Consider the following 23,488-nt stretch of genomic DNA (forward strand, 5'->3'; position numbering starts at 1 on the left):
GCGCGAATACAGCTGTACGGACAGTCTCACTGTCCATGCGTCCCGTTAGCGTATCGGGGGCCTCGAAAACCGTAGCGAGCGGCCGCAGGTTTGGCCGAGAAGCGCAGCTGTACTTACGGTACAGCGAGCATCGCAGCCTGCGCGGCCCGGGCCAACCTGCAACGCGCAGTAGGTTTGCGAGGCTCCCCTCGTTAAGCCGGGAGGACCGATTTGACTTTGGCGACGACATTCTCGACCGTGAAGCCGAAATGCTTGAACAGCACCGGGGCCGGAGCCGATTCGCCGAAGGTATCGATGCCCACCACGGCACCTTCCAGGCCGACGTACTTGTACCAGAAGTCCGTCACACCAGCCTCGACGGCCACGCGCGGGATGCCGCGGCCCAGCACGGCAGCCTTGTAGGCCGCGTCCTGGCGCTCGAACACGTCGGTCGACGGCATCGACACCACACGCACCTGGATACCCTGGCCAGCCAGGGTTTCGGCGGCTTTCACCGCCAGTTCCACTTCCGAACCCGTCGCGATCAGGACCGCGGCCGGATTCGCCACTTCGCGCAGCACGTAGCCGCCCTTGGCGATGTTCGCGACAGTCGCCGCGTCACGCTCCATGAACGGCAGGTTCTGGCGCGAGAAGATCAGCGTGGACGGACCGTCCTTGCGCTGGACGGCTGCGCCCCAGGCGACGGTCGATTCCGTCGTGTCGCACGGACGCCAGTTGTCCAGGTTCGGGATCAGGCGCAGCGACGAGACGTGTTCCACCGACTGGTGCGTCGGACCGTCTTCGCCCAGGCCGATCGAGTCGTGCGTGAACACGAACAGCGAACGGATCTTCATCAGCGCGGCCATGCGCAGGGCGTTGCGGCTGTAGTCCGAGAACGTCAGGAACGTGGCGCCGAACGGGATGAAGCCGCCGTGCAGGGCGATGCCGTTCATCATGGCCGACATGCCGAATTCGCGCACGCCGTAGTTGATGTGGTTGCCCGGGGTGCCCGAACGCACGGGGATCGATTCCTTCCAGTTGGTCAGGTTCGAGCCGGTCAGGTCGGCCGAGCCGCCCAGGAATTCCGGCAGCACCGGGGCCAGCGCCTGGATCGCGTTCTGGCTCGCCTTGCGGGTCGCGATGGTTTCCTTCTTGTCGATGGTCGACGCGATGGCGGCGGCCAGCGTCTCTTCGAATTTGCCCGGCAGCTCACCCTTCATGCGGCGCTCGAATTCGGCGGCCAGTTCCGGGTATTGCGCGCGGTAGCCGGCGAACAGCTCGTTCCACGCGCCTTCGACGGCGGCGCCCTTCTGCTTCTGGTCCCAGGCTTCGTAGATCGGGGCCGGGATGTCGAACGGCACGGCGTCCCAGATCAGGTGCTCGCGCACCGCGGCGACTTCCTTCTCGCCCAGCGCGGCGCCGTGCACCTTGTCGCCGCCCTGCAGGTTCGGCGAGCCCTTGCCGATGATGGTCTTGCAGCAGATCAGCGTCGGGCGGTCCGACTGCTTGGCCTGCGCGATGGCCGCGTCCACGGCGGCGACGTCGTGGCCGTCCACGCCCGGGATCACGTTCCAGCCGTACGCTGCGAAGCGCTGCGGCGTGTCGTCCGTGAACCAGCCTTCCACCTTGCCGTCGATCGAGATGCCGTTGTCGTCGTACAGCCAGATCATCTTGTTCAGGCGCAGCGTGCCGGCCAGCGACGCGACTTCGTGCGAGATGCCTTCCATCAGGCAGCCGTCACCGACGAATGCGTACGTGTAGTGATCGACGATGTCGAAGCCCGGACGGTTGAATTCCTTTGCCAGCAGCCACTCGGCCAGCGCCATGCCGACGGCGTTGGCGATGCCCTGGCCCAGCGGGCCGGTGGTCGTTTCCACGCCCGGGGTGATGCCGACTTCCGGGTGGCCCGGGGTCTTGCTGTGCATCTGGCGGAAGTTGCGGATGTCGTCCATCGACAGGTCGTAGCCCGACAGGTGCAGCAGCGCGTAATGCAGCATCGAGCCGTGGCCGTTCGACAGCAGGAAACGGTCGCGGTTCATCCAGCCCGGATTGGCCGGGTTGTGGCGATAGTGGCCGTCCCACAGCGCAACGGCGATCTCGGCCATGCCCATCGGCATGCCGGGGTGGCCGGAATTCGCCTTCTGGACGGCGTCCATCGCCAGCGCACGAATTGCGTTGGCCATCAGGGTGGTGGTTTGCAGAGATTTCATGGATGTGTGGGTCTGAGGATAGGGAAGCGGTGGCACGAGCTGGCCTTAACCGGGTATTTTACCAGAGCATGACAACCTCGCTTTAAAATGCCGGCTCGTTAACGGTTCCGATTGCCATCCATGCCACGTTTTTACTGCCCCCAGCCCCTCATTCCCGGCAGCGTCGTCGACCTGCCGGAGGCGGTCGCCCACCACCTGCACGTCGTACGCCAGCAGAGCGGCGACGAGCTCGTGCTGTTCAATGGCGAGGGCGGCCAGGTGCGCGCGCGCCTCGCCGAGATCGGCAAGCGCCGCGCCAGCGCCGAGGTCATCGCGCTGGAAGCCGTCGACGTGGAGCTCCCCTTCCGCGTCACCTTGGCCCAGGGTTTGCCGGAGGGCAGCAAGATGGACTGGATCGTCGAAAAGGCGGTCGAGCTGGGCGCGGCCGGCATCATTCCGCTGGCGGCGCAGCGGTCCGTCGTGCGGCTGTCCGGTGACCGTGCCGACAAGCGGCTGGCGCACTGGCAGGGCGTCGTCGTCAGCGCGTCCGAGCAGTGCGGACGCAACCGGCTGGCCGACGTCGCGCCCGTGCAGGACGCGAACCGCTGGCTCGCGACGCCAGCCACCGGCACGCGCATCCTGCTCTCCCCGCGCGCGGACGCCTCGCTCGCGCAATGGGTGCGCGCGACGCCGCCGCAGGACGTCACCCTGCTCGTCGGGCCGGAAGGCGGATTCACGGACCAGGAAGAAGAGACGGCGCGGGCAGCCGGCGCGCTGGCGCTGTCGATGGGGCCGCGCGTGCTGCGCACGGAGACGGCCGGGCTGGCGGCGCTGGCGATCCTGGCGGCCGGCTGGGGCGGCATCTGACGGGGCGTCAGTCCGCGCTCATCCGGAGCACGACCTTGCCTTTCGCCCGCCCCTGTTCGAGATAGTCGAGTGCCGCCTTCGCGTCGGCGAACGGAAACACCTTGTCGATCACGGGGCGGATGCGTCCGGCTTCCACGAGGTCGCCGATCGCGACAAGCTGGGCACCATCCGGGCGCACGAACATGAAGGCATAGCTGGCGTCGCGTTGCCTGGCCAGGCGCCGGATCTTGTGGCTCAGCAGGCCGAACACGAATTTCATGATGAGGTTCATGCCGCGCGCGGCGGCGAAGGCCGGATCGGGCGGGCCGACCAGCGATACGACCCGGGCATGGGGGCGTACGATGCGCAGGGCCTGCTCCAGGCCGTCGCCCTTGATCGTGCCCAGCACGGCATCGTAACCCTGCAACACCCGCTCGAACGCCTCGCGCTTGTAATCGACGACGACGTCGGCCCCGAGCGCGCGCACCAGATCGACGTTGGCCGTGCTCGTCGTGGTGCCGACCGTCGCGCCGAGCTGCTTCGCCAGCTGGATCGCGAAGGTGCCGATGCCGCCCGACCCGGCAGGAATGAACACCTTCTGCCCCGGTTCGAGCCGCAATCGTTCCTTGAACGCCTGCCACGCCGTCAGGCCGACCATGGGCAGCGACGCCGCTTCGACGAAGCCGAGGTTCGCCGGCTTGCGGGCCGCCGCGCGTTCGGGCACGGCGACGAACTCCGCGAAACTGCCCCTGCCCAGGTCGAAGACGCTGGCGTACACGGCGTCGCCGACCTGGAACCGGGTCACGCGGCTGCCCACTTCCACCACCGTGCCGGCGAGGTCGCTGCCCATGATGGCCGGCAGGTCGAACTTGAGGATGGGCTTGAACATGCCGTGGGCGATCATGTTGTCGACCGGATTCAGGCCGGCGGCATGGACCCGGACGAGGATCTCGTCCGGCCGGATCGCCGGGCGGGCGACCTCGGCGAATGCCAACCCGTCGGCGCCGCCGTAGCGCTTGAGTATCAGTGCGTTCATCGATCAGGCCAGGTGCAGGTCTTTGCGCAGGCCCGCGTCCATCAGCGCGCTCGGGGCCAGGGTGCGCAGCAGGCGCAGGCGCTTCGCCAGCGTGCCGGCCGTGTAGCGCAGTTTCGGGCGGGGCGCCTGCGCGGCCTTGAGCACGGTGTCCGCCACCACGTCCGGCCCTTCGGCGCCTGCCATCAATTCCTTGATGCGCGCGGAGACGGCGGCGCGGATGTCGCGATACGCGTCGAGCACGGCGTCGGGTTCCAGCAGGTTGGCGTCGAACGGGGTCTTCGTGTACGCCGGCTCGACGACGATCGAACGGATGCTCCAGTTGCGCAGCTCGTGGTCCAGCGATTCCGAATAACCTTCGATCGCGTGCTTGGTGGCGGCGTACAGCGCGCCGTACGGCATCGGCAGGAAGCCGAGGACGGAGCCCATGTGGATGATGCGGCCAGCGCCCCGGCTGCGCATATGCGGCAGCACGGCGCGGGTCATGCGCACCACGCCGAAGACGTTGGTGTCGAAGATCGCTTGCGCCTGCTCCATGGAACTTTCTTCGGCACCGGCCGGGGCCACGCCGAAGCCCGCGTTGTTGACCAGCAGGTCGATGCGCCCTTCCTTCCGCACGACGGTGGCGACGGCGTCCCGCACCGACTCGTCGCTGGTGACGTCCAGCGCGATCATCTCGACAGCGCCGCGCCCGCCCTGCGCGCCACGGCGGCTCGTGCCGTAGACCTGGTAGCCGGCGCCGGAGAGTCGTTGCGCGACGGCGGCCCCGATGCCGGACGACGCGCCCGTGACCAGTGCGATCTTGCTTTCCATGGTAGTTCTCCTGATTGGGTTAATCTATATTACGATCATCATATTTGAGCGCAAAAAAAAAACGGCCTACGTGGTGGCGCCGGAAGGCAGCAACTGCTTCATGGCCGCGAGCCGCAACGTCTTCGACAGCTTCGGGTCGTCCACGGCCCGGGCGATCACGGCCGTGCCGACCAGCCCGCACACGAGCATCATCGCCCGCTCGTGCGCCTCCGGCTGGCCCCAGTCCGGCATCTGCCGGGCCAACAGGTCGATCATTTCCTTGATGCGAATGGTCGCCGCGTGCCGCACTTCCGGCGCCTGGCGCGGCATTTCCGAACCCAGCGCGGCGATCGGGCAACCCGTCTCGATGGCGCCGAGGTGTTCGTCGGACAGGTACGCCTCCATGATGCGCTGCAAGGCCTCCCCCGCCGGCGCGGCCGCCGCGATGCCGGCCGCCAGCGCCACGGATTCGGCGCCCGCGCGGTCGCCGGCTTCCGCCAGCAGCGCGTCGCGCGACGCGAAGTGCGCGTAAAACCCGCCGTGCGTCAAGCCCGCTTCCTTCATGATGTCGGCCACGCCCATACCGTCGTAGCCGCTGCGCCGGATCGCGCGCGCCGCGACCTCGACGATGCGCTCGTGGGTGGCTTCCTTGCGGCTTTGCGCGGACGACTTGTTCGATTTAGTTCGCATGACGGCCATCATATCAGCAACTCGCAAGTCTGTACGTGCGCCCGCCCAAAAAAACACGGTTGCTTGCCTACAACACAAAACGAGGGAAACAGGCTCATCCATCCGGTCATCGGATGCGGCCTTTCCTGCCGGTCCGGGTGGCCGATGCCTTATACTGGCGCTTGTACCGATCTGCCGCCGCCGGCACGGCGCCCGTCCGGCGCCGCCGCGCGCCGGCCCACCACTCATCATGCTGCGAATTAACGAACTCAAACTGCCCCTGAATCACCCCGACCACGCCCTGCGCGACGCCATCGTCGGCCGGCTTGGCATCGCCGGCGACGACCTGATCGACTTCACGGTCTACAAGCGCAGCTACGACGCGCGCAAGAAGACCGCCATCGTCCTGATCTACGCCCTCGACGTGGAAGTCCGCGACGAGGCGGCCGTGCTGGCCCGGCTGGCGCGCGATCCGCACATCGTCCCGGCGCCCGACACCGGCTACAAGTTCGTGACCAAGGCCCTGCCCGCACCGGGCACGCCGCGGCCGGTGATCGTGGGCATGGGTCCGTGCGGACTGTTCGTGGCGCTGATCCTGGCCCAGATGGGCTTCAAGCCGCTCGTGCTGGAACGCGGCAAGATCGTGCGCGAGCGTACCGTCGACACCTTCGGGTTCTGGCGCAAGCGCAAGCTGAACACGGAATCGAACGTGCAGTTCGGCGAAGGCGGCGCCGGCACCTTCTCGGACGGCAAGCTGTACAGCCAGGTCAAGGATCCGAAACACTATGGCCGCAAGGTCCTGAACGAATTCGTGAAGTCGGGCGCGCCGGAAGAAATCCTGTACGTCAGCAAGCCGCACATCGGTACGTTCCGTCTGGTGAAAATGGTGGAACAAATGCGCGCGGAAATCCTCGCGCTGGGCGGGGAAATCCGCTTCCAGACGCGCGTGGAAGACGTGCTGATCGAGGGTGAAGGCAATGCGCGCCAGGTCGTGGGCGTCAAGCTGCACACGGGCGAGACCATTCCGACCCGCCACCTCGTGATGGCCGTCGGCCACAGCGCGCGCGACACGTTCGAGATGCTGTACGACCGCGGCGTGTATGTCGAAGCAAAACCGTTCTCGATCGGCTTCCGCGTCGAGCACCCGCAATCGCTGATCGACGTCTGCCGCTTCGGCCCGAACGCCGGCAACAAGATCCTCGGCGCGGCCGACTACAAGATCGTCCACCATGCTTCCAACGGCCGCAGCGTGTACAGCTTCTGCATGTGCCCGGGCGGTACCGTCGTGGCCGCCTCGTCCGAGGAAGGCCGCGTCGTCACGAACGGCATGAGCCAGTATTCCCGCGCCGAGCGCAATGCCAACAGCGCGGTCGTCGTCGGCATCACCCCGGCCGACTATCCGGGCCATCCGCTGGCCGGCATCGCCTTCCAGCGCGAACTGGAATCGCGCGCCTTCGTGCTGGGCGGCAGCAATTACGATGCCCCGGGCCAGTTGATGGGCGACTTCGTGCGCGGCGTGCCGTCGAAAGAATTCGGCAGTGTGACGCCATCGTTCAAGCCGGCCGTGCACCTGACCGATCTCGCCCCGGCCCTGCCCGACTATGCCACCGTCGCGCTGCGCGAAGCCTTCGTCGCATTCGACAAGCAGATCAAGGGTTACTACAAGGAAGACGCCGTGCTGACCGGCGTCGAGACCCGCACGTCGTCGCCGATCCGCATCAAGCGCCACGACGACAACCTGCAGAGCCTGAACACGGCAGGGCTGTATCCGGCCGGCGAAGGCGCCGGCTACGCGGGCGGCATCATGTCGGCTGCGATCGATGGCATCCGCGTCGCGGAAGCCGTCGCACTGGCCATGGTCGGCTGATCTTCCACTGCCTCATCCCCGGCGCCGGTCGCACGGCCGGCGCCCGCCCGCATGGCCGAAACAACGTATTTCCGCCAATTGAGACATATGTACAAAAACATGTCGTACATACATACTTAATTTCACAAAGAAATATTGTTTCAGATTCTTACAAGCGCTAATGCAAATCTGTCTGTTTTTGACGTAATTACACCACAAATTTGCGTGAACTTTAGTTTCTGTGGTGTATGTTTACTGTTCTTGAAATATTGGCGATCCACTATTTCAAACTTGTAACCTACAAAACAGGAACCAAGAGATGCTCACAGAAAAAACCATGGCGCGCACCCTGCGCCTCGTATTCTCCGGCACGACGCTGGCAGCCGGCTTCGGTTTTGCCGGCACCGCCCTGGCACAAACCCAGGAAGTGCAACAGGCGCCGATCGCGCGTGTGGAAATCACCGGCTCGGCGATCAAGCGTATCGATGCGGAAACGGCCGTACCCGTTACCGTGCTCCGTGTCGAAGACCTGAAGAAGGAAGGTCTCACCACCATCGAACAGGTGATGTCGAACCTGAGCGTCTCGCAAGCCCAGCAAGGCACCAGCCAGTCGGTCGGTTCCAGCACGGGCGGCGCATCGTTCGCCAACCTGCGCGGCATCGGCCAGAACAAGACCCTGGTGCTGCTGAACGGCCGCCGCCTGGCGAACAACGCCTACGACAGCTCGGCACCGGACCTGAACATGATCCCGTTCGCCGCGCTCGAGCGCGTTGAAGTGCTGCGCGACGGCGCATCGTCGCTGTACGGCTCCGACGCCGTGGGCGGCGTGATCAACTTCATCACGAAGAAAAACTACCAGGGCGGCAGTGCCACCTTCGGCGAAGACGTCCCGTCGCATGGCGGCGGCCGTTCGATCAACGCGAACGTCGCGCTGGGCTGGGGTGACCTGGATACGCAAGGCTGGAACGTCTCCGCCGTGATCGACCACCAGGAACAGTACCCGCTGACCGGCACCGACCGCTCGTACAACACCCGCTACCCGGGCGGCCTGTCGACGTCGACCTTCCCGGCCAACTACTACCAGGGCGGCGACAGCGTCAACCCGGCCGGCCCGGGCTGCACGACCGGCGTGCACACGATCCCGGACGGCGGTTCCGGCTGCATCATGACGACCTCGTCGTTCGTCGACTACATCCCGCGCAACATCCGCGACTCCGGCCTGATCCGCGGCACCCTGAAACTGGGCCAGCACGAACTGGGCGTCGAGTACCTGACGAGCCAGAGCGTCGTGGGCACCACCATCGCCCAGGTCCCGTACGGCGGCCTGTACATTAACCGCCTGCGCCCGGACGGCACGGCCAACCCGTACTACCCGGCCGGCCTGGACCCGACCTACACCGAACCGTTCATGCCGGCCGGCGTGAAGCCGGGCTTCGCGCACGTGAAATGGCGCGACATCCCGAACGGCGTGCGCCAGGACAAGAACACGAACCGCCAGCAACGCCTGGTCGTCTCGCTCAACGGCAACGTCGCCGGTTGGGACTATGACGGCGCCGTCTCGTGGAACGAGAACCGCGTGCAGGAGCAGCTGTTCGGCTACAGCGACGGCGGCCTCATCACCCAAGGCGTCCGCGACGGCATCATCAACCCGTTCGGCGAACAGTCCGCCGCCGGCACCGCACTGCTGAACTCGGCCGCACTGTCGGGCACCATCCAGACCGCGCGCGGCCAGACCACGGGCCTCGACTTCCACGCCAGCCGCGAGCTGGGCGACTGGCTGAACGCCGGCCGCGGCGCCGCCGTGGCGCTGGGCGCGCAAACGACGTACGACAAGTTCACGAGCGCCGCGAATACCGAGTTCGCCGAGAAGGTAGTCGCTTCGACCGGTATCGACCCGAACACGCTCAACTCGGGCTCGCGTCACACGTACGCCGTCTACGGCGAACTGAACGTGCCGATCCTCAAGACCCTGGACGTGACGGGCTCGGTCCGCTACGACAAGTACAGCGACTTCGGCAACACGACGAACCCGAAAGTGTCGTTCCGCTGGCAGCCGACACAGGCCGTGCTGGTGCGTGGTTCGTACTCGACCGGCTTCCGTGCCCCGTCGCTGTACGACATCCACTCGGCCCAGACCTTCACCAACAGCGCCGGCACGTATGACGACCCGGTCAACTGCCCGGGCGGTAACCCGCTGCCTGGCCACTCGCGCGCCGCGAACTGCGGCCAGCAGTTCCAGGTGCTGGGTGGCGGCAACCCCGCGTTGCAGCCCGAGAAGTCGAAGAACGCCACGCTGGGCATCATGATCGAGCCGCTGAAAGGCCTGAGCGTCGGCGTCGACGTCTGGGCCCTGAAGCTGGACCACCAGATCGGCGTGCTGAGCCTGGACGACATCTTCGCCGACAACGGCAAGTACGGCTCCCGGTACCACCGCAACCCGGCCGGCGAACTGTCGGTGGACGGTTCGCAGTGCCCGAACCCGGCGACCTGCGGCTACATCGAGCGCCTGAACGAGAACCTCGGCGGCATCATCACCAACGGTATCGACCTGTCGGCCAACTACCGCCTGCGCAGCGCCGGCTACGGCACGTTCTCGTTCGCGTCGAACACGACCTACGTCCACAAGTACGAGTACCAGAACACGGAAGGCGGCGAGTGGCACCAGAACGTCGGCGTGTACTCGGGCACGGGTCCGGTGTTCCGCTGGCAGTCGACCAACAACGTGGTGTGGAACCGCGACGCCTGGTCGGCCGGCCTGACCGCCCGCTACAAGAGCGGCTACATCGACCAGGATCCGACCAACCACGTCGCTTCCTACACGACGTTCGACCTGTTCGGCGCATGGCAGCAGAAGAAGGGCCTGGGCCTGACCGTCGGCGTGCGCAACCTGCTGGACAAGGATCCGCCGCTGTCGTACCAGGACTACACGTTCCAGGCCGGCTACGATCCGCGTTACACGGATCCGCTGGGCCGCACCTTCTACGCGCGCGTGAACTACACGTTCTAAGCTGAACCGCTCGTAGAAAATCGAACGCCCGGTGTTCGCACCGGGCGTTTTTCGTTCTGGCGAGCTCGGGGAGCCCACCGAACGCTTACAACCAGCCTGCCTTCTTGAAGAGCCGATACAGGTAGGCGCACACGCCGACCATGACGGCGAGCGCCATCGGATAGCCCCACTTCCACTCCAGCTCGGGCATGTACTTGAAATTCATGCCCCACACGCCCGCGAACGCCGTGAACACGGCGAAGATCGCGGCCCACGCGGCCAGGCGTTTGTTCACTTCGCTCTCGTCGATCGAGACCATCGACAGGTTCACCTGGATCGCGGTGCTGATCGTGTCGCGGATCGCGTCGAGGCGCCCGGCGATACGGATCAGGTGGTCGTGCACGTCGCGGAAATAATCCTCGGTGCCCTGCACGAGCGGCGGGACGCGGCCGCCGTGCAGCCGGCCGATCGCTTCCAGCAGCGGGAACACGGCGTGGCGCAGCACGAGCCCCTTGCGCTTCAATTGGTACAGGCGCTCGACGTTCTCGCGCTGGGCGCCGTGCGTGAAGATGCGGTCCTCGACGGTTTCGAGTTCGGATTCGAGCATGTCGACGACGGGGAAGTAGCGGTCGACGACGGCGTCCATCAGCGCGTACATGACGAAGGCCGAGCCCATCTTCAGCAGATGCGGTTCGCGCTCGGCGCGCGCACGCACGCCCAAAAAGCCCTTGGCGGAATCGCGGCGCACGGACAGGACGTAGTTCGTGCCGGCGAAGATCGCCAGCTCGCCGGTGGCAACGTGGTCGCCATCGACGAGGTCGAGCATGTGCACGACGGTGAACAGGCAGTCGCCGTATTCCTCGATCTTGGGGCGCTGGTGGCCGCGCGCGGCATCTTCCACGGCCAGTTCGTGCAGGCTGAACTCTTCCTTCATCTGCGCCATTTCGGCGTCGGTGGCGTCGCGCAACGCAACCCAGACGAAGCAGCCGGGTTTGCAGAGGTAGTCGCTGATGTCCTCGACGGGAATGTCGGACAGCTTCTTGCCTTCCTGGTAGGCGACACAGTTGATCAGCATGTCATCAATACGTTGTTGCAAAGATGACAGAGCTTACACCATCAGTCCGCGTGGGCACAGGGTGCCCACCCAACAGATTTTGCGTAGGGTGGGCTCCCCGAGCCCACGCGATCAGGCGTATCCGTTATTCGTCTTTAGCGCCGTCAATGCCGAGCTCGGCAATCTTGCGCGTGATGGTATTGCGCCCGATCCCGAGCCGGATCGCCGCGTCGTTCTTGCGGCCGTGCGTGTGCTTCAGCGCCGTACGGATCAGTGCGGATTCGAACTGGCGGCCCAGCACGTCCATCACCTCGACCTGCCCTTCCGACAGCATGCGCGCGGCCTGCAGTTCCAGCAGGCCGATCCAGCCGTCGGCGCCGTTCGGCGGCGCGCCCGGTTCGGCATGGTGCACGATGCTGGAAGACGGCGCCGCCAGCGAGACCGTGCCCACGCCCGAACTGATGCCGACGGCGAACCCGTTGCCTCCGGCCGGCACGGGTTGCGCCTGGGTCAGGTCGCGCGGCAGGTCCTTCACTTCGACCGTCTGCCCAGGCGCCATCACCGTGATCCAGTTGCACAGGTTTTCCAGCTGGCGCACGTTGCCGGGGAGTTCCAGTCCGGTGAGGAAGCGCAGCGCGTCGTCGCTCATGCGCTTGGTCTCGACGCCCAATTGGCGTGCACTCTGCACCAGGAAGTGGCGCACCAGAATGGGGATGTCTTCGCGCCGCTCGCGCAGGCTGGGCAGGCGCAGGCGGATCACGTTCAGGCGGTGATACAAGTCTTCGCGGAACAGGCCGTCGCGCACGCGCTGTTCCAGGTTCTGGTGCGTGGCCGCGATCACGCGCACGTTGGCCTTCACCGGCTGGTGGCCGCCCACGCGATAAAAATGGCCGTCGGACAGCACGCGCAGCAAGCGCGTCTGCAGGTCGAACGGCATGTCGCCGATCTCGTCGAGGAACAGGGTGCCGTTCTCGGCCTGCTCGAAGCGGCCGCGCCGCATCGCCTGCGCGCCGGTGAACGCGCCGCGCTCGTGGCCGAACAGTTCCGATTCCAGCAGGTCCTTCGGGATCGCGGCCGTGTTGAGCGCGATGAACGGCTGCTGCGCGCGCGGGCTGTGCTTGTGCAGCGCGCGCGCGACGAGTTCCTTGCCGGTGCCCGATTCGCCCGTGATGAGCACCGTCACGTTCGACTGCGACAGGCGGCCGATGGCGCGGAAGACTTCCTGCATCGCGGGCGCCTGGCCCAGGATCTCGGGGGTTTCGGACGGCGCGATGTCGACGCTGGTCTCGCGCAGGCTCTCCTCGAGCGCGCGGCGGATCAGGGCGACGGCCTTGTCGATGTCGAACGGCTTGGCCAGGTATTCGAAGGCGCCGCCCTGGAACGAGGCGACGGCAGAGTCGAGGTCGGAAAAGGCGGTGATGACGATGACCGGCAGGCCGGGATGGCGTTCCTTGACGGCCGCCAGCAGATCCAGGCCCGATTCGCCCGGCATGCGGATGTCGGACACCAGCACCTGCGGCGTGTCCGTTTCGAATGCCGCCAGCGCTTCGCGGCCGCTGGCAAAACTCCGGGTGGCGAGGTTCTCGCGCGCCAGGGCCTTTTCCAGCACCCAGCGGATCGATGCATCGTCGTCGACAATCCAGATTGGTTTCATGTAATTCTACTTCCCGCGAAGGTTCAAGGGGGATTGCCGGGCACGCCCCTCGTCTTCACCCGCTTATGGCAGGGGAATCAGGATGCGGAAATCCGTCAATCCAGGCCGGCTCTCGCACTCGACCATGCCCAGGTGCTGTTGCACGAAGGTCTGTGCCAAGGTCAGCCCGAGACCGCTGCCGCCTTCGCGCCCGGAGACGAGCGGGTAGAAGATGCGGTCGCGGATATCGGGGGCGATGCCCGGTCCGTTGTCGATGATATGCAAGTCTAATGCCAGGCCGTAACGGACCTTCGCCAGGGTCACCTGGCGCGCCACGCGCGTGCGCAGGACGATCTCGGCGTCGCCCGCCGCGATGCGCGCGCGCAGGGCCTGGGCGGCGTTGTGGACGATGTTCAGGACCGTCTGGATCAGTTGTTCCTTGTCGCCGCGGAACTCGGGAATCGACGCATCGTAATCGCGCCGGATCGCGAGGCCCGACGGGAATTCCGCCAGCACGAGGCTGCGCACGCGCTCGCACACTTCGTGGATGTTGACGTCGCCCACGATGTGCGGGCGGCGGTGCGGCGCCAGCAGGCGGTCGACGAGCGTCTGCAGCCGGTCGGCCTCCTTGATGATCACCTGCGTGTATTCGCGCAGCGAACTCAGGTGCACGTCCGGCAGCTCCAGCTCCAGCAGCTGGGCCGCGCCGCGGATGCCGCCCAGCGGGTTCTTGATCTCGTGGGCGAGATTGCGGATGAGTTCCTTGTTGGCCAGGCTCTGGTCGAGCAGGCGCTCCTCGCGGTCGGTCTTCAGTTGCTGGACGTTCTCGCGCAGCTCGACGACGACCTCGGCCTCGCCCGCCGCACTGACGATGCTGTGCACGTGCAGCGGGTCGCGCGCGGGGCGGAACAGCGTCAGGTCCTGGCGCAGGTCGGCATACTTGTGGGCGATCGCCTGTTCGCACAGGACACCCAGTTCGTCGCCGTTCGTGAACAGCCCGACCAGCTTCTGCCGCGACAGCGATTTGGCGGACATGTCGAGCAGGTGCTCGGCGGCCGGGTTAGCGTAGCGAACGAGCCCATCGGCATCCGCCACCAGCACGGCGGAGGCGAGCATGTCGAGGCCTGCGAAACGGTCGTGCTGGAGAAGTTGGGCCGATGTCCCGTTCATGTCATTTGATGTTGGCGATCTCGCGCTTGAGCGCTTCCACGTTCTTTTCGCTGCGGCCGATGTTGTCGCGCATCTGGGCCACGCGTTCCTGGTACTTCGCGTAATTCTTTTCGTTGCCCTGGCGTTCCGGCTCGCCGTTGTTATAGTCGCGCTTCAGGTCCGCCAGCTTGCGCTCCTCGGCACGCAACTCGTCCTCGAGGATCGTGCGGCGGTCGTCGTCGCGCGCCTTCTGCGTGGCCGTGTCCACCCGCGGGAAGCCGGCGGGATTCGGACTCGCGGCCGCGGGGCGCCCTGCCCCCTGGCGCATCGTCACCGCGGGCGCGGCGCGCGGCGCCGGTGCGGGTGTGGATGCGACATAACCCGGCAGGTCGAGCACCTTGCAGCCCGGTTTATTGATGTCGGTGAACTCCACCCGGCCGTTCTGGTCGACGCATTTGTAGATGACGGAATCGGCCCGCGCCTCGTGCGCGGCAAGTCCTGCGAGCAACAACAGACGCAGGAGGAAGCAGCTTGTCATTCGCATCAGGTCAGTCTGGATGCATGGTTGGGAAGCTTCCGACTATACCCCATCCAGTAAAAAACGCGAGGCAGCCGGCTGGCTTTCCCCGCGTTTTCGTTACCGTGTGGATACACTCCGGTGTCAATCGTTTCCAATCCGACACCGGGTGATGCCAACGAATTACGACGAGTAGTACATGTCGAATTCGGCCGGGTGCGGGGTCATGCGCAGACGCTGGACTTCCTGCATCTTCAGGTCGATGTAGGCGTCGAGCATGGCATCGCTGAACACGCCGCCGCGGGTCAGGAACTCGCGGTCCTTGTTCAGGGCGTCCAGCGCTTCTTCCAGCGACGAGCAGACCGTCGGGATCAGCTTGTCTTCTTCCGGCGGCAGGTGGTACAGGTCTTTCGTTGCTGCTTCGCCCGGGTGGATCTTGTTCTGGATACCGTCCAGGCCGGCCATCAGCAGGGCTGCGAAGCACAGGTAGACGTTGGCCAGCGGGTCCGGGAAGCGGGTCTCGATGCGGCGGCCTTTCGGGTTCGCCACGTGCGGGATGCGGATCGATGCCGAACGGTTCTTGGCCGAGTAAGCCAGCTTGACCGGGGCTTCGTAGCCCGGCACCAGGCGCTTGTACGAGTTCGTGCCCGGGTTGGTGATGGCGTTCAGGGCCTTGGCGTGCTTGATGATGCCGCCGATGTAGAACAGGGCCGTTTCCGACAGGCCGGCATAGCCGTCGCCGGCGAACAGGTTCTTGCCGTCTTTCCAGATCGACTGGTGGACGTGCATGCCCGAGCCGTTGTCGCCGTTCATCGGCTTCGGCATGAAGGTGGCGGTCTTGCCGTAGCTGTGGGCCACGTTCCAGATCACGTACTTCAGGTTCTGCGTCCAGTCGGCGCGCTCGACCAGGGTCGAGAACTTGGTGCCCAGCTCCATCTGGCCGGCGCCCGCCACTTCATGGTGGTGCACTTCGACCGGGATGCCCAGCGATTCGAGGATCAGCGAGATTTCCGAACGCATGTCCTGGAAGCTGTCGACCGGCGGGACCGGGAAGTAGCCGCCCTTGACGGTCGGACGGTGGCCGCTGTTGCCGCCTTCGAATTCCTTGTCGGTCGACCAGGAAGCTTCTTCCGAATCGATCTTGACGAAGCAGCCCGACATGTCGACTTTCCAGCGGACCGAATCAAAGATGAAGAATTCCGGTTCCGGGCCGAAGTAGGCGGTGTCGCCGATGCCCGACGATTTCAGGTACGCTTCGGCGCGCTTGGCGATCGAGCGCGGGTCGCGGTCATAGCCCTTGCCGTCCGACGGTTCGATCACGTCGCACTGCATGAACACGGTCGTCTCTTCAAAGAACGGGTCGATGTTCGCGGTGTTCGGGTCAGGGATCAGCAGCATGTCCGATGCTTCGATGCCTTTCCAGCCGGCGATCGACGAGCCGTCGAATGCGTGGCCGGATTCGAACTTGTCTTCGTCGAAGTGCGAGATGGGAACGGTCACGTGCTGTTCCTTGCCGCGGGTATCGGCGAAACGCAAATCAACGAACTTGACTTCGTTGTCCTTCAGCATCTGCATTACATCTGCGGCGGTCCTTGCCATTCCAGTATCTCCTAAGTCAAAAAGGGGTGTCGATGCCAACCGGGCATGCGACAGGCGCATAACCTTCTAAGCAGAAATTATGCCAGCATTTTTCCATGAGCAAATAAATAATGATTACTTTGAGGGCGCTCAATTTGCCCCTTAAAATCAATGACACCTTAAGCGTGCACGATCTTGGCGCAAGCTCGTCCATACGCACCAAACAAGTGCAATTTTTCGAGTATGCACCAAACTGATGCGCAATGCACCAAAAGTGCGAGCCCTAGCTTAGCAACGACCCGCGACGGTGCGCAACCACCCTACAAGGAATTGATGACATGACTACGACCGACGAGATCCTCGCGAACGCCAGGGCCCGCGCGCCCGGCCAGCCGTACGCGGGCGCCGTCACGCCCCAGGAAGCGTTCGAGCTCCTGCAAGCGGACCCCAGGGTGAAACTGGTCGACGTGCGCACGAATGCGGAACGCGACTGGGTCGGCCGCCCCGCGATCCCGGAAACCCAGCACGGCGCCGTGCAATGGACGCTGTACCCCGGTGGTGCGCCGAACCCCGATTTCGCGACCCAGCTGCAGAACGTGGCCACCCCGGATGACGTCGTGCTGTTCCTGTGCCGTTCCGGCGTGCGTTCGCGCCACGCCGCGCGCACCGCCACGGAACTGGGCTACCAGAATGCGTTCGACATCCTGGAAGGCTTCGAGGGCGACCGCGATCCGGAAGGCCACCGCAAGACGGTCGGCGGCTGGTGCAAGGCCGGCCTGCCCTGGATCGGCGCCTGAACTTTCGCCCGGCCTCCCGGTCGCACGTGAGAATCGCAGAGATTCGCCACGCCGCGCGCGTGCTAGCATGCGGGCTCACTGCTGACCTGGAGATGTAGCCATGACGACCCCATCCGCTGTCCCTGCCCGCCTGCGCGTGCGCCTCCTGTGCGCGGGTGTCGCGGCGCTGCTGTGCGCGTGCGGTCCCGGCGGGCCGAAGCGCGAGACGGACGACGGCGACGGCGGCGATTCCGGGCCGGGCACCGGGATCAGCGTGCTGGCCGGCGATGCCGCCACCGGCGGCACGGCGGACAAGAAAGGCACGGCGGCCCGCTTCAACACGCCGCGCGGCCTGGCCGTCGACACCAACGGCAACGTGTACGTGGCGGACGAAGGCAACCTCACGATCCGCAAGATCGCTCCGGACGGCACGGTCAGCCTGTTCGCCGGCCTGGCGGGCGCCAGCGGCACGGCCGACGGCAAGGGCAACCGCGCCCGCTTCACGCAACCCACCGCCGTCACGATCGACGGCAGCGGCGACCTGTACGTCCTGGACGGCACGACGATCCGCAAGATCACGTCGGACGGCACCGTCACCACCGTGACCCGGCTCTCGTTCGGCAATTTCGGCATCGACCCGCAGAACATCCCGGCCGGGATCGCGGCCGACAACGACGGCAACCTGTACGTCACGTCGGGCGTCGACACGCGCCGCATCCCGATCGCGAATCCCAACCGCGCCACGACGCTCGAAACGGGCGCCGTCGCGCCCATCTACGGCACGGGCCAGCTGGTGCCGCGCGGCGTGGTCGTCGATCCCGACGGCACCGTGTACGTGGCCGACCTGTTCCGCACCCTCAGCCGTGCCACGTCCGGCGCCACCGCGCTCACGACCTTCGTCGGCGCGCGCAACCAGGCCGGCAACGCCGACGGCAATGCGTCGACCGCCCGCTTCCAGCAGCTGATCGCGCTGGCCATCGACAAGAACGGCAATCTGTACGGCGCCGATGCCATCAACAACACGGTGCGCAAGATCACGACGCCGGACGGCATCGTCGCGACGCCCGCCGGCCTGGCCGCGTCGACGACGCTGCGGACCGGCAAGCTGCCCGGCAGCTTCGCGCAGCTGCGCGGCATCGCGGTCGACGGCAGCGGCACGCTGTACGCGACGTCGGGCAACGCCATCGTGAAAATCGTCTTGCCGTAGGGTGGGCACCCCGTGCCCACGCGTGACGCATGCGGTTTGTTGGCGCCACGCGTGACGTATGCGATGTGCCGCCGTTACGCGAGTGCGATCCGCACGCGCTGGCGCACGAAGTTGATGTGGCTGCGCAGGCCATATAACGCATCCGCGTACGCGAGCGGGATCGAGATGTGGTTGACGCGCTGCTCGATACCGTCGAGGCGGCGCAGCAGCTCCTCCCGTGCCTCGTCGCGGTGCTCGTCCTTCGCGTTTTCCAGCGCCTGCTCGACGGCGCGCAACTCGCCGTACCAGCGGTACACACGCGAGCGGATGCGCCACACGTACAGCGGCGGCACGATCTTCGACAGCGGAATGATCAGCGCCGCCAGCGCCACCACGACGACCCACAGCCGGTCGAACAGGTTCGCCAGCCAGAACGACAGGTAGCGCTGCAGGAACGGCGGACCGTCGCGGTAGTATTTCGCCGCCTCCCGCGCCACCGGGATCTCCGTGTAGCGCGGCGACGGGAATTGGCCCTGCTGCTGGAACCAGCCCGTCCCGCCATGAATCTCCGTGGCCGCCTTGACGAACAAATCGATCAGCGCGGGATGCAGATCCTCGCGCGCGACCAGCGTGGCCGTGGGCGCGATCAAATGAAAATCCTGGGCCGGGATGTCGCGTCCGAGGTCGACGATTCCGCGTGGCAGCACGACGTGCGTGAGGAACGGCAGCCGGCGCGTGTACGCCTCCGCCTGGCGGAAGTTAAACAGGCGGATGCCCGGCGTTTGCAGCAGCATCTGGATCAACGGCGCTTCCGGCGCGGAGCTGAACACGAGGCCATCGATATGCCCCGCCAGCAACTCCACGGTGGCGGGCGTGTTCTCGAGCGCGGAGAGCTTCAGCTGGCGCGGCTCCAGGCCGTTCACGGCGAGGACCTGGCGGAACAGCTTCGGCACGCCCGTCCCTTCCGGCCCGAGGTTGATGCGCAGGCCTTTCAGCTGCACGATGCTGTCCATGTCGCGCTTGCGGCCGTGCGCATCGCGCTCGCGCAGGAACAGCCAGACGGGTTCCGTGAACAGGCTGCCCAGCGACACGAGGCCGCGCCGCTCGGCCTGCGCCTCGCTCGTCGACCCGCTCTGCACGAACGCGATATCGGCCTCGCCTTCGATGAGGCGCTGCAGGTTGTCTTCCGATCCCAGCGTGCGCTGGGCATCGACCTTGATGCCGTCGCGGGCGAGGATGGTCGCGTACTTGCGGCCGAATTCCTCGTACGCGCTGTTCTCCTGCCCCGTCGCGAGGATCACGTGGCGCGGCGGCGCGGGGTCGACGACGATGTACGCGACGATGCACGCGGCCAGCACGAGCACGGCCGTCGGCGCGACCGCCACCAGCAGGTCGCGCAACGAAACGAGACTGAATTTACGCAGCGGGAGCCGCTTCATGCGGCCCGGCTCACAGCAGCACGTCTTCCACGGCGGCCGGCTTCGGACGGGCTGCGCGTTCAACCTTCGGCGGCGGCGCCTCCGGATCGTCGCGCTTGACCGCCGGCTTGTGCGGCGCCGGCTTCGACGGCGTGTCGACGTCGGCCTTGCGGACGCCGACCGCTTTCGGATGATCTTCCGCGGCCGGTTTCTTCAGCGCCGGCTTGTCGGTCGGCTTGTCGGCCGGCTTGTCGGCCGGCTTCTCGGCGGCCTTCACCGCCGACTTGGCAACCGGTTTCGCAACCGGCTTCGCAGCCGGCTCCTCGACGGCCGGGGCCTCCACGGGCGGCGCTGCATCGGCCGGCGCGGGCTGCTCGGTATCGCGCGCGACGGCATCCGTCGGACCCGCCGGCGCCGGCGCGGCACGTTCGACGTGCAGGCCCGGGATGGTGACCGTGTCCTGGTGCTGGATCATCGGCATCAGGCTCGGCGCCAGCTTCACGAGCAGTTGCACGGGCAGCGCGCTGGTGAAGTCGTAGTGCGCGGAATCCGGGCCGTGGACGTACGCCGTCATGCTGCCGAAGAAGCGCTCGCCAATGTTGAACACGAACGTGGCCGAACGGTTCACGTAGCGCGATTCGATCAGGCGGTGGCCGGCGCCGTAGACGTCGAAGCGCTGGTCGCCGGTACCCGTCTTGCCGCCCAGCGCGATCACGCTGCCGTCGTCCTTGACGAACGCGGTCTTGGCACGCTTCGCGGTACCTTCCTGCACGACGCCGCGGATGGCGTTGACGACGGCGCGCGCCACGTCGGGGTTCAGCACCTGCTCGCCCTTCTCCGCGTTGCCGCGCTTGACGACGGTCTCGTAGGGCGTGTCCTTGGCGAAGTGCAGCGAGTCGATGCGCTGCGTGGGCTTGCGCACGCCGCCGTTGATGAGGATGCCCATCAGCTCGGCCAGCGCGATCGGACGGTCGGCCGACGCGCCCAGCGTGGTCGCGTACGACGGCACGAGGGAGTCGAACGGATAGCCCATCTTCTTCCACTGCGCGTGGATCTTGAGGAAGGCTTCCACTTCGATCAGGCCGGCGATGCGCTTGTCCTGGGCATGCTTGCGGTGCGTCTTGAACAGCCACGAATACACTTCCTGGCGTTCCTTCGTCGATGCGCCGACGACTTCGTCCCAGCCCGCTTTCGGATGCGTGCGCAGGTAGCCCACGAGCCACAGTTCGAGCGGGTGCACGGAGGCGACGTAGCCGCGGTCGGCCAGCGACATGTTCGCAACGGCGTACTGGTCGTACATCTTGGCGATGCGCTCGTCGTCGACCTCGGCGTCGGCCGGCAGGTACTTGTGGAGGAACTTGCCGAATTCGGCCAGCGACGCGTCCGGGTAGATCGTGCGGTGCACGGCCGCGACCTTCGACGCCCGGATGCGCACGCCCTGCATCAGTGCCGTCTCGACCTCGTCCCAGTTCTTGCCGCGGTACTTGTTCCAGAAGCGCGCCAGGAAATCCTTGCCTTCGCGGTCGGCGAAGCGCGACAGATACTCCGCGCGGCGCGGATCGTCGGCGTCGGCCAGCAGTTGCGCGGACGAGCCGGGCAGCTGGAACATGTAGTAGCGCACGACGTCGCGCATCAGGCGCACGAACACGAGGTTCGTCGAGTTCTGCAGCGCCTGCTGCACGGTGAGGATGCGGCTGTCGTCCAGCTTGCTGAAGTTGCCGAAGATGTGCACGCCGCCGCCCGTGAAGAAGGCTTCGCCCGGGTTGCCCGAATACTTGCGCTCCATGGCCGCGCCCAGCATCGGCACGAGGCCGCGGTCGGCGCCGTCCGGCAAGGCCTGGAAGTAGTCGACGGCCCACTGGGTCAGGCGGTCCTTCGGATCGACCTTGACCTGGGCGAGTTCCGCTTTCGACATCGGCTCGTAGCGCTGGTGCAGCTGGTCGACGATGTCGAGGTAGGTCGTCAGGGTGCGCAGCTTCGCCGTCGAACCGAGGTCGAGCTTGGCGCCCTCGTTGATGTCGAGCGGCTGGTCGTAGTTGTCGGTCTGGACGCGCAGGTAGTTGACCTTGTCGCCCCGCTCCATCAGCGTGAAGCTGTACACGACCTTGGACGGGTCGCCGTTGCCCAGCATGCCCTTGCCCGTGAGGCCCGCTTCCGCGGCCGCTGCGTTGTCGGTCAGCTTGCGCAAGGTGGCCGTCACGGCCTTCTGCGCGTCCGAATTCAAGGTCGTCACCACCGACAGGTCGAGGCGGTCGAGGTTGTACAGGCGCGAGTCGCCCAGCAGGTTGGCGAGGTGGTTGCGCACGGCGTTGGCGGCCTTGCGCGTGACGAATGTGTTCGCGGGCGGCGGTGCGACGCCGGAACCGAGTGCCGGATGCAGCACGGTGGCGATGGCCGCGTCGCGCAGCGCGGGCGAAATGACGCCGGCCTGCGCCAGCACGCGCAGGTGCGAGTTCGTGAGGATTTCCAGGTCCTTCTCGCCGGCGCCCAGGTAGTACGCGGGGCGGCGCTGCGCGATCATCAGCGACAGCGCTTCCTTGTACACCAATGCGAATTCGGGCGTGACCTGCTTGCTCGAGAGGATGCGGTTCACTTCCGCGAAATCGCGGCCGTACCAGACCCACATGCCGTCGCCGATGCCGTTCACCTCGCCGTAGCCGAGCTTGGCCGACAGCGGCACGGTGTTCAGGTATTCGAGCACGATGCGGCGCCGGGTCGGGCCCGTGTTCTCGCCGTCCAGGTAGGAACGCAGCGTGGCCGACGCCATCTGGCGCAGCTTGTCGCCCAGCGAGGCCGTGCGGCCTTCCGGCGAGTGGCGGTATTTTTCGATCTGCGTGGCGAGCGTGCTGCCGCCGGCGACGCGGCCGCCGCTGCCCAGGCCGATCGAGTGCAAGGTCTTGTCGAACACGGCTTTCGAGAAGCGGTCCCATTCGACGGCCGGGTTACGCTTCGGATACGTCGTGTCGAGCAGTTCGCGGTTCTCGATGAACAGCAGGCTCTTCACGAGCAGCTGCGGCGTGGCGTCGAACTTGTCGTACAGGCGCTCGGGGAAGCGGGCCGAGAACAGCGGCTCGCCGCTGTAGTCGAGGATGTCGAGGCCGGCGCGCGTCTTTTCGTGGTACGTGGCGAACAGGCCCATGTCGGCCAGTTCCAGCATCTTTGGCGACATGCGCGCCTGTTCGACGACGACGTAGTCGCGCGTCTTGAGCTTGGCCAGGTAGTTCGGCAGGTTCGAGTAGCCGAGGCGCTCGTCGTATGGGCTGGCCTGCGGGAAGCGGATCGCGTCGCTCGGGCCCTTGGCCATGCGGTAGTTGAGTTTCTTCGTCAGGCCGGCGAAGAAGTGCGCTTCGAGCGCCGACGTGCGGCTTTCGTAGACGGCCAGGCCGGCCGCACCCGCGACGGCGAGCAGCAGCAGGACGAGGAACGTGCGCTTGACCATGCGCCAGCGGCGCTTGGGCGGCGCCGGCGGCGTCTCGGGCGGCGTGTCCGCTCCGGCCCCGCCGGGTTCGACGGCGGGCTCGAGGCTGGAGTCGAAACTCGGCTCCTGGCGCGAGGGGATGTTGCGGACAGGGAGATCCTGCTCGGCTGCCACGGCGGGAATGCCGGCCAATGCAGGCTGGCCCGGCGCAGCCTGGCCAAGAATGCGGCGCAGCGCGCGGGAGAAGAAACGGGGCCGTCGTTGACGGCGAATACTATCCATGATGGCTCAACCGGTTTGAAACACGCCTGCAAATCCCGTCAACCTGCTCGCCATCCTGCTGCTGGTCGGTTCGAGTGATCCAGGTCGTAAAAGTTCACAAAGCTACGGCGACCTCACTCCGGATCGCCCCTGCTCAC

16 protein-coding genes are annotated in these 23,488 nt (G+C 66.2%); 5 read left to right on the forward strand and 11 right to left on the reverse strand.

Features of this window, described 5'->3' with window-relative positions:
* Window positions 1–191 precede the first annotated feature (191 nt).
* Complete coding sequence (tkt, locus tag ACL58G_RS29885) at window positions 192–2,225, reverse strand: transketolase (protein WP_413387049.1); 2,034 nt, start codon at window positions 2,223–2,225, stop codon at window positions 192–194.
* Window positions 2,226–2,309: 84 nt separating this feature from the next.
* On the opposite strand from tkt, the gene ACL58G_RS29890 reads away from it, so the two are divergent.
* Entirely contained in the window at window positions 2,310–3,035 is a 726-nt protein-coding gene (locus ACL58G_RS29890) for a 16S rRNA (uracil(1498)-N(3))-methyltransferase (protein ID WP_413387048.1), read from the forward strand.
* A 7-nt stretch (window positions 3,036–3,042) separates the two neighbouring features.
* Here the strand turns inward: ACL58G_RS29890 and ACL58G_RS29895 are convergent, their stop codons facing one another.
* The 3 genes from ACL58G_RS29895 to ACL58G_RS29905 all read right to left on the reverse strand — a co-directional run bounded on the left by ACL58G_RS29895 (window position 3,043) and on the right by ACL58G_RS29905 (window position 5,541).
* A complete protein-coding gene (locus ACL58G_RS29895) occupies window positions 3,043–4,050 on the reverse strand; it encodes an NADP-dependent oxidoreductase (protein ID WP_440964069.1) in 1,008 nt (335 codons plus the stop codon).
* Between the two features lie 3 nt (window positions 4,051–4,053).
* Window positions 4,054–4,860 (reverse strand): oxidoreductase, encoded by an 807-nt coding sequence (locus ACL58G_RS29900; RefSeq protein WP_440964070.1) that lies wholly within the window; start codon window positions 4,858–4,860, stop codon window positions 4,054–4,056.
* Window positions 4,861–4,926: 66 nt separating this feature from the next.
* Window positions 4,927–5,541 carry a TetR/AcrR family transcriptional regulator gene (locus tag ACL58G_RS29905; protein WP_440964072.1) on the reverse strand — a complete coding sequence of 205 codons (615 nt, stop codon included), beginning with the start codon at window positions 5,539–5,541 and terminating at the stop codon, window positions 4,927–4,929.
* A 217-nt stretch (window positions 5,542–5,758) separates the two neighbouring features.
* On the opposite strand from ACL58G_RS29905, the gene ACL58G_RS29910 reads away from it, so the two are divergent.
* Window positions 5,759–7,375: an NAD(P)/FAD-dependent oxidoreductase gene (locus ACL58G_RS29910; RefSeq protein WP_440964074.1), complete on the forward strand. Its 1,617-nt coding sequence runs from the start codon at window positions 5,759–5,761 to the stop codon at window positions 7,373–7,375.
* A 298-nt stretch (window positions 7,376–7,673) separates the two neighbouring features.
* Window positions 7,674–10,361: a TonB-dependent receptor gene (locus ACL58G_RS29915; RefSeq protein ID WP_440964076.1), complete on the forward strand. Its 2,688-nt coding sequence runs from the start codon at window positions 7,674–7,676 to the stop codon at window positions 10,359–10,361.
* A gap of 85 nt (window positions 10,362–10,446) precedes the next feature.
* Here the strand turns inward: ACL58G_RS29915 and corA are convergent, their stop codons facing one another.
* The 5 genes from corA to glnA all read right to left on the reverse strand — a co-directional run bounded on the left by corA (window position 10,447) and on the right by glnA (window position 16,292).
* Window positions 10,447–11,415, reverse strand: coding sequence for a magnesium/cobalt transporter CorA (gene corA, locus ACL58G_RS29920; RefSeq protein ID WP_371763656.1), 969 nt, complete (start codon window positions 11,413–11,415; stop codon window positions 10,447–10,449).
* Window positions 11,416–11,539: 124 nt separating this feature from the next.
* Window positions 11,540–13,048 carry a nitrogen regulation protein NR(I) gene (ntrC, locus tag ACL58G_RS29925; RefSeq protein WP_413387041.1) on the reverse strand — a complete coding sequence of 503 codons (1,509 nt, stop codon included), beginning with the start codon at window positions 13,046–13,048 and terminating at the stop codon, window positions 11,540–11,542.
* Window positions 13,049–13,111: 63 nt separating this feature from the next.
* Window positions 13,112–14,197, reverse strand: coding sequence for a nitrogen regulation protein NR(II) (gene glnL / locus ACL58G_RS29930; RefSeq protein WP_413387040.1), 1,086 nt, complete (start codon window positions 14,195–14,197; stop codon window positions 13,112–13,114).
* Window position 14,198: 1 nt separating this feature from the next.
* The gene (locus tag ACL58G_RS29935) at window positions 14,199–14,714 is read right to left on the reverse strand and encodes a DUF4124 domain-containing protein (RefSeq protein ID WP_371768587.1); all 516 of its coding nucleotides are present in this window, start codon (window positions 14,712–14,714) and stop codon (window positions 14,199–14,201) included.
* 162 nt (window positions 14,715–14,876) lie between these two features.
* On the reverse strand, window positions 14,877–16,292 hold the full coding sequence (gene glnA / locus ACL58G_RS29940; RefSeq protein ID WP_413337478.1) for a type I glutamate--ammonia ligase: 1,416 nt from the start codon (window positions 16,290–16,292) through the stop codon (window positions 14,877–14,879).
* Window positions 16,293–16,609: 317 nt separating this feature from the next.
* Here glnA and ACL58G_RS29945 point away from each other — a divergent pair, with 317 nt between their 5' ends.
* Together ACL58G_RS29945 and ACL58G_RS29950 are read left to right on the forward strand one after the other, a co-directional pair.
* The gene (locus tag ACL58G_RS29945; protein WP_413337477.1) at window positions 16,610–17,068 is read left to right on the forward strand and encodes a rhodanese-like domain-containing protein; all 459 of its coding nucleotides are present in this window, start codon (window positions 16,610–16,612) and stop codon (window positions 17,066–17,068) included.
* A 100-nt stretch (window positions 17,069–17,168) separates the two neighbouring features.
* Entirely contained in the window at window positions 17,169–18,254 is a 1,086-nt protein-coding gene (locus ACL58G_RS29950) for an NHL domain-containing protein (protein WP_440964081.1), read from the forward strand.
* A 74-nt stretch (window positions 18,255–18,328) separates the two neighbouring features.
* Here the strand turns inward: ACL58G_RS29950 and ACL58G_RS29955 are convergent, their stop codons facing one another.
* Window positions 18,329–19,672 (reverse strand): TAXI family TRAP transporter solute-binding subunit, encoded by a 1,344-nt coding sequence (locus ACL58G_RS29955; protein WP_440964083.1) that lies wholly within the window; start codon window positions 19,670–19,672, stop codon window positions 18,329–18,331.
* Between the two features lie 10 nt (window positions 19,673–19,682).
* Window positions 19,683–23,351, reverse strand: coding sequence for a transglycosylase domain-containing protein (locus ACL58G_RS29960; RefSeq protein ID WP_440964085.1), 3,669 nt, complete (start codon window positions 23,349–23,351; stop codon window positions 19,683–19,685).
* Between the last annotated feature and the right edge of the window lie 137 nt (window positions 23,352–23,488).

It is taken from the genome of Massilia sp. GER05 (assembly GCF_052056005.1).
GTDB classification, from domain to species: Bacteria; Pseudomonadota; Gammaproteobacteria; order Burkholderiales; family Burkholderiaceae_D; genus Telluria; species Telluria orientalis.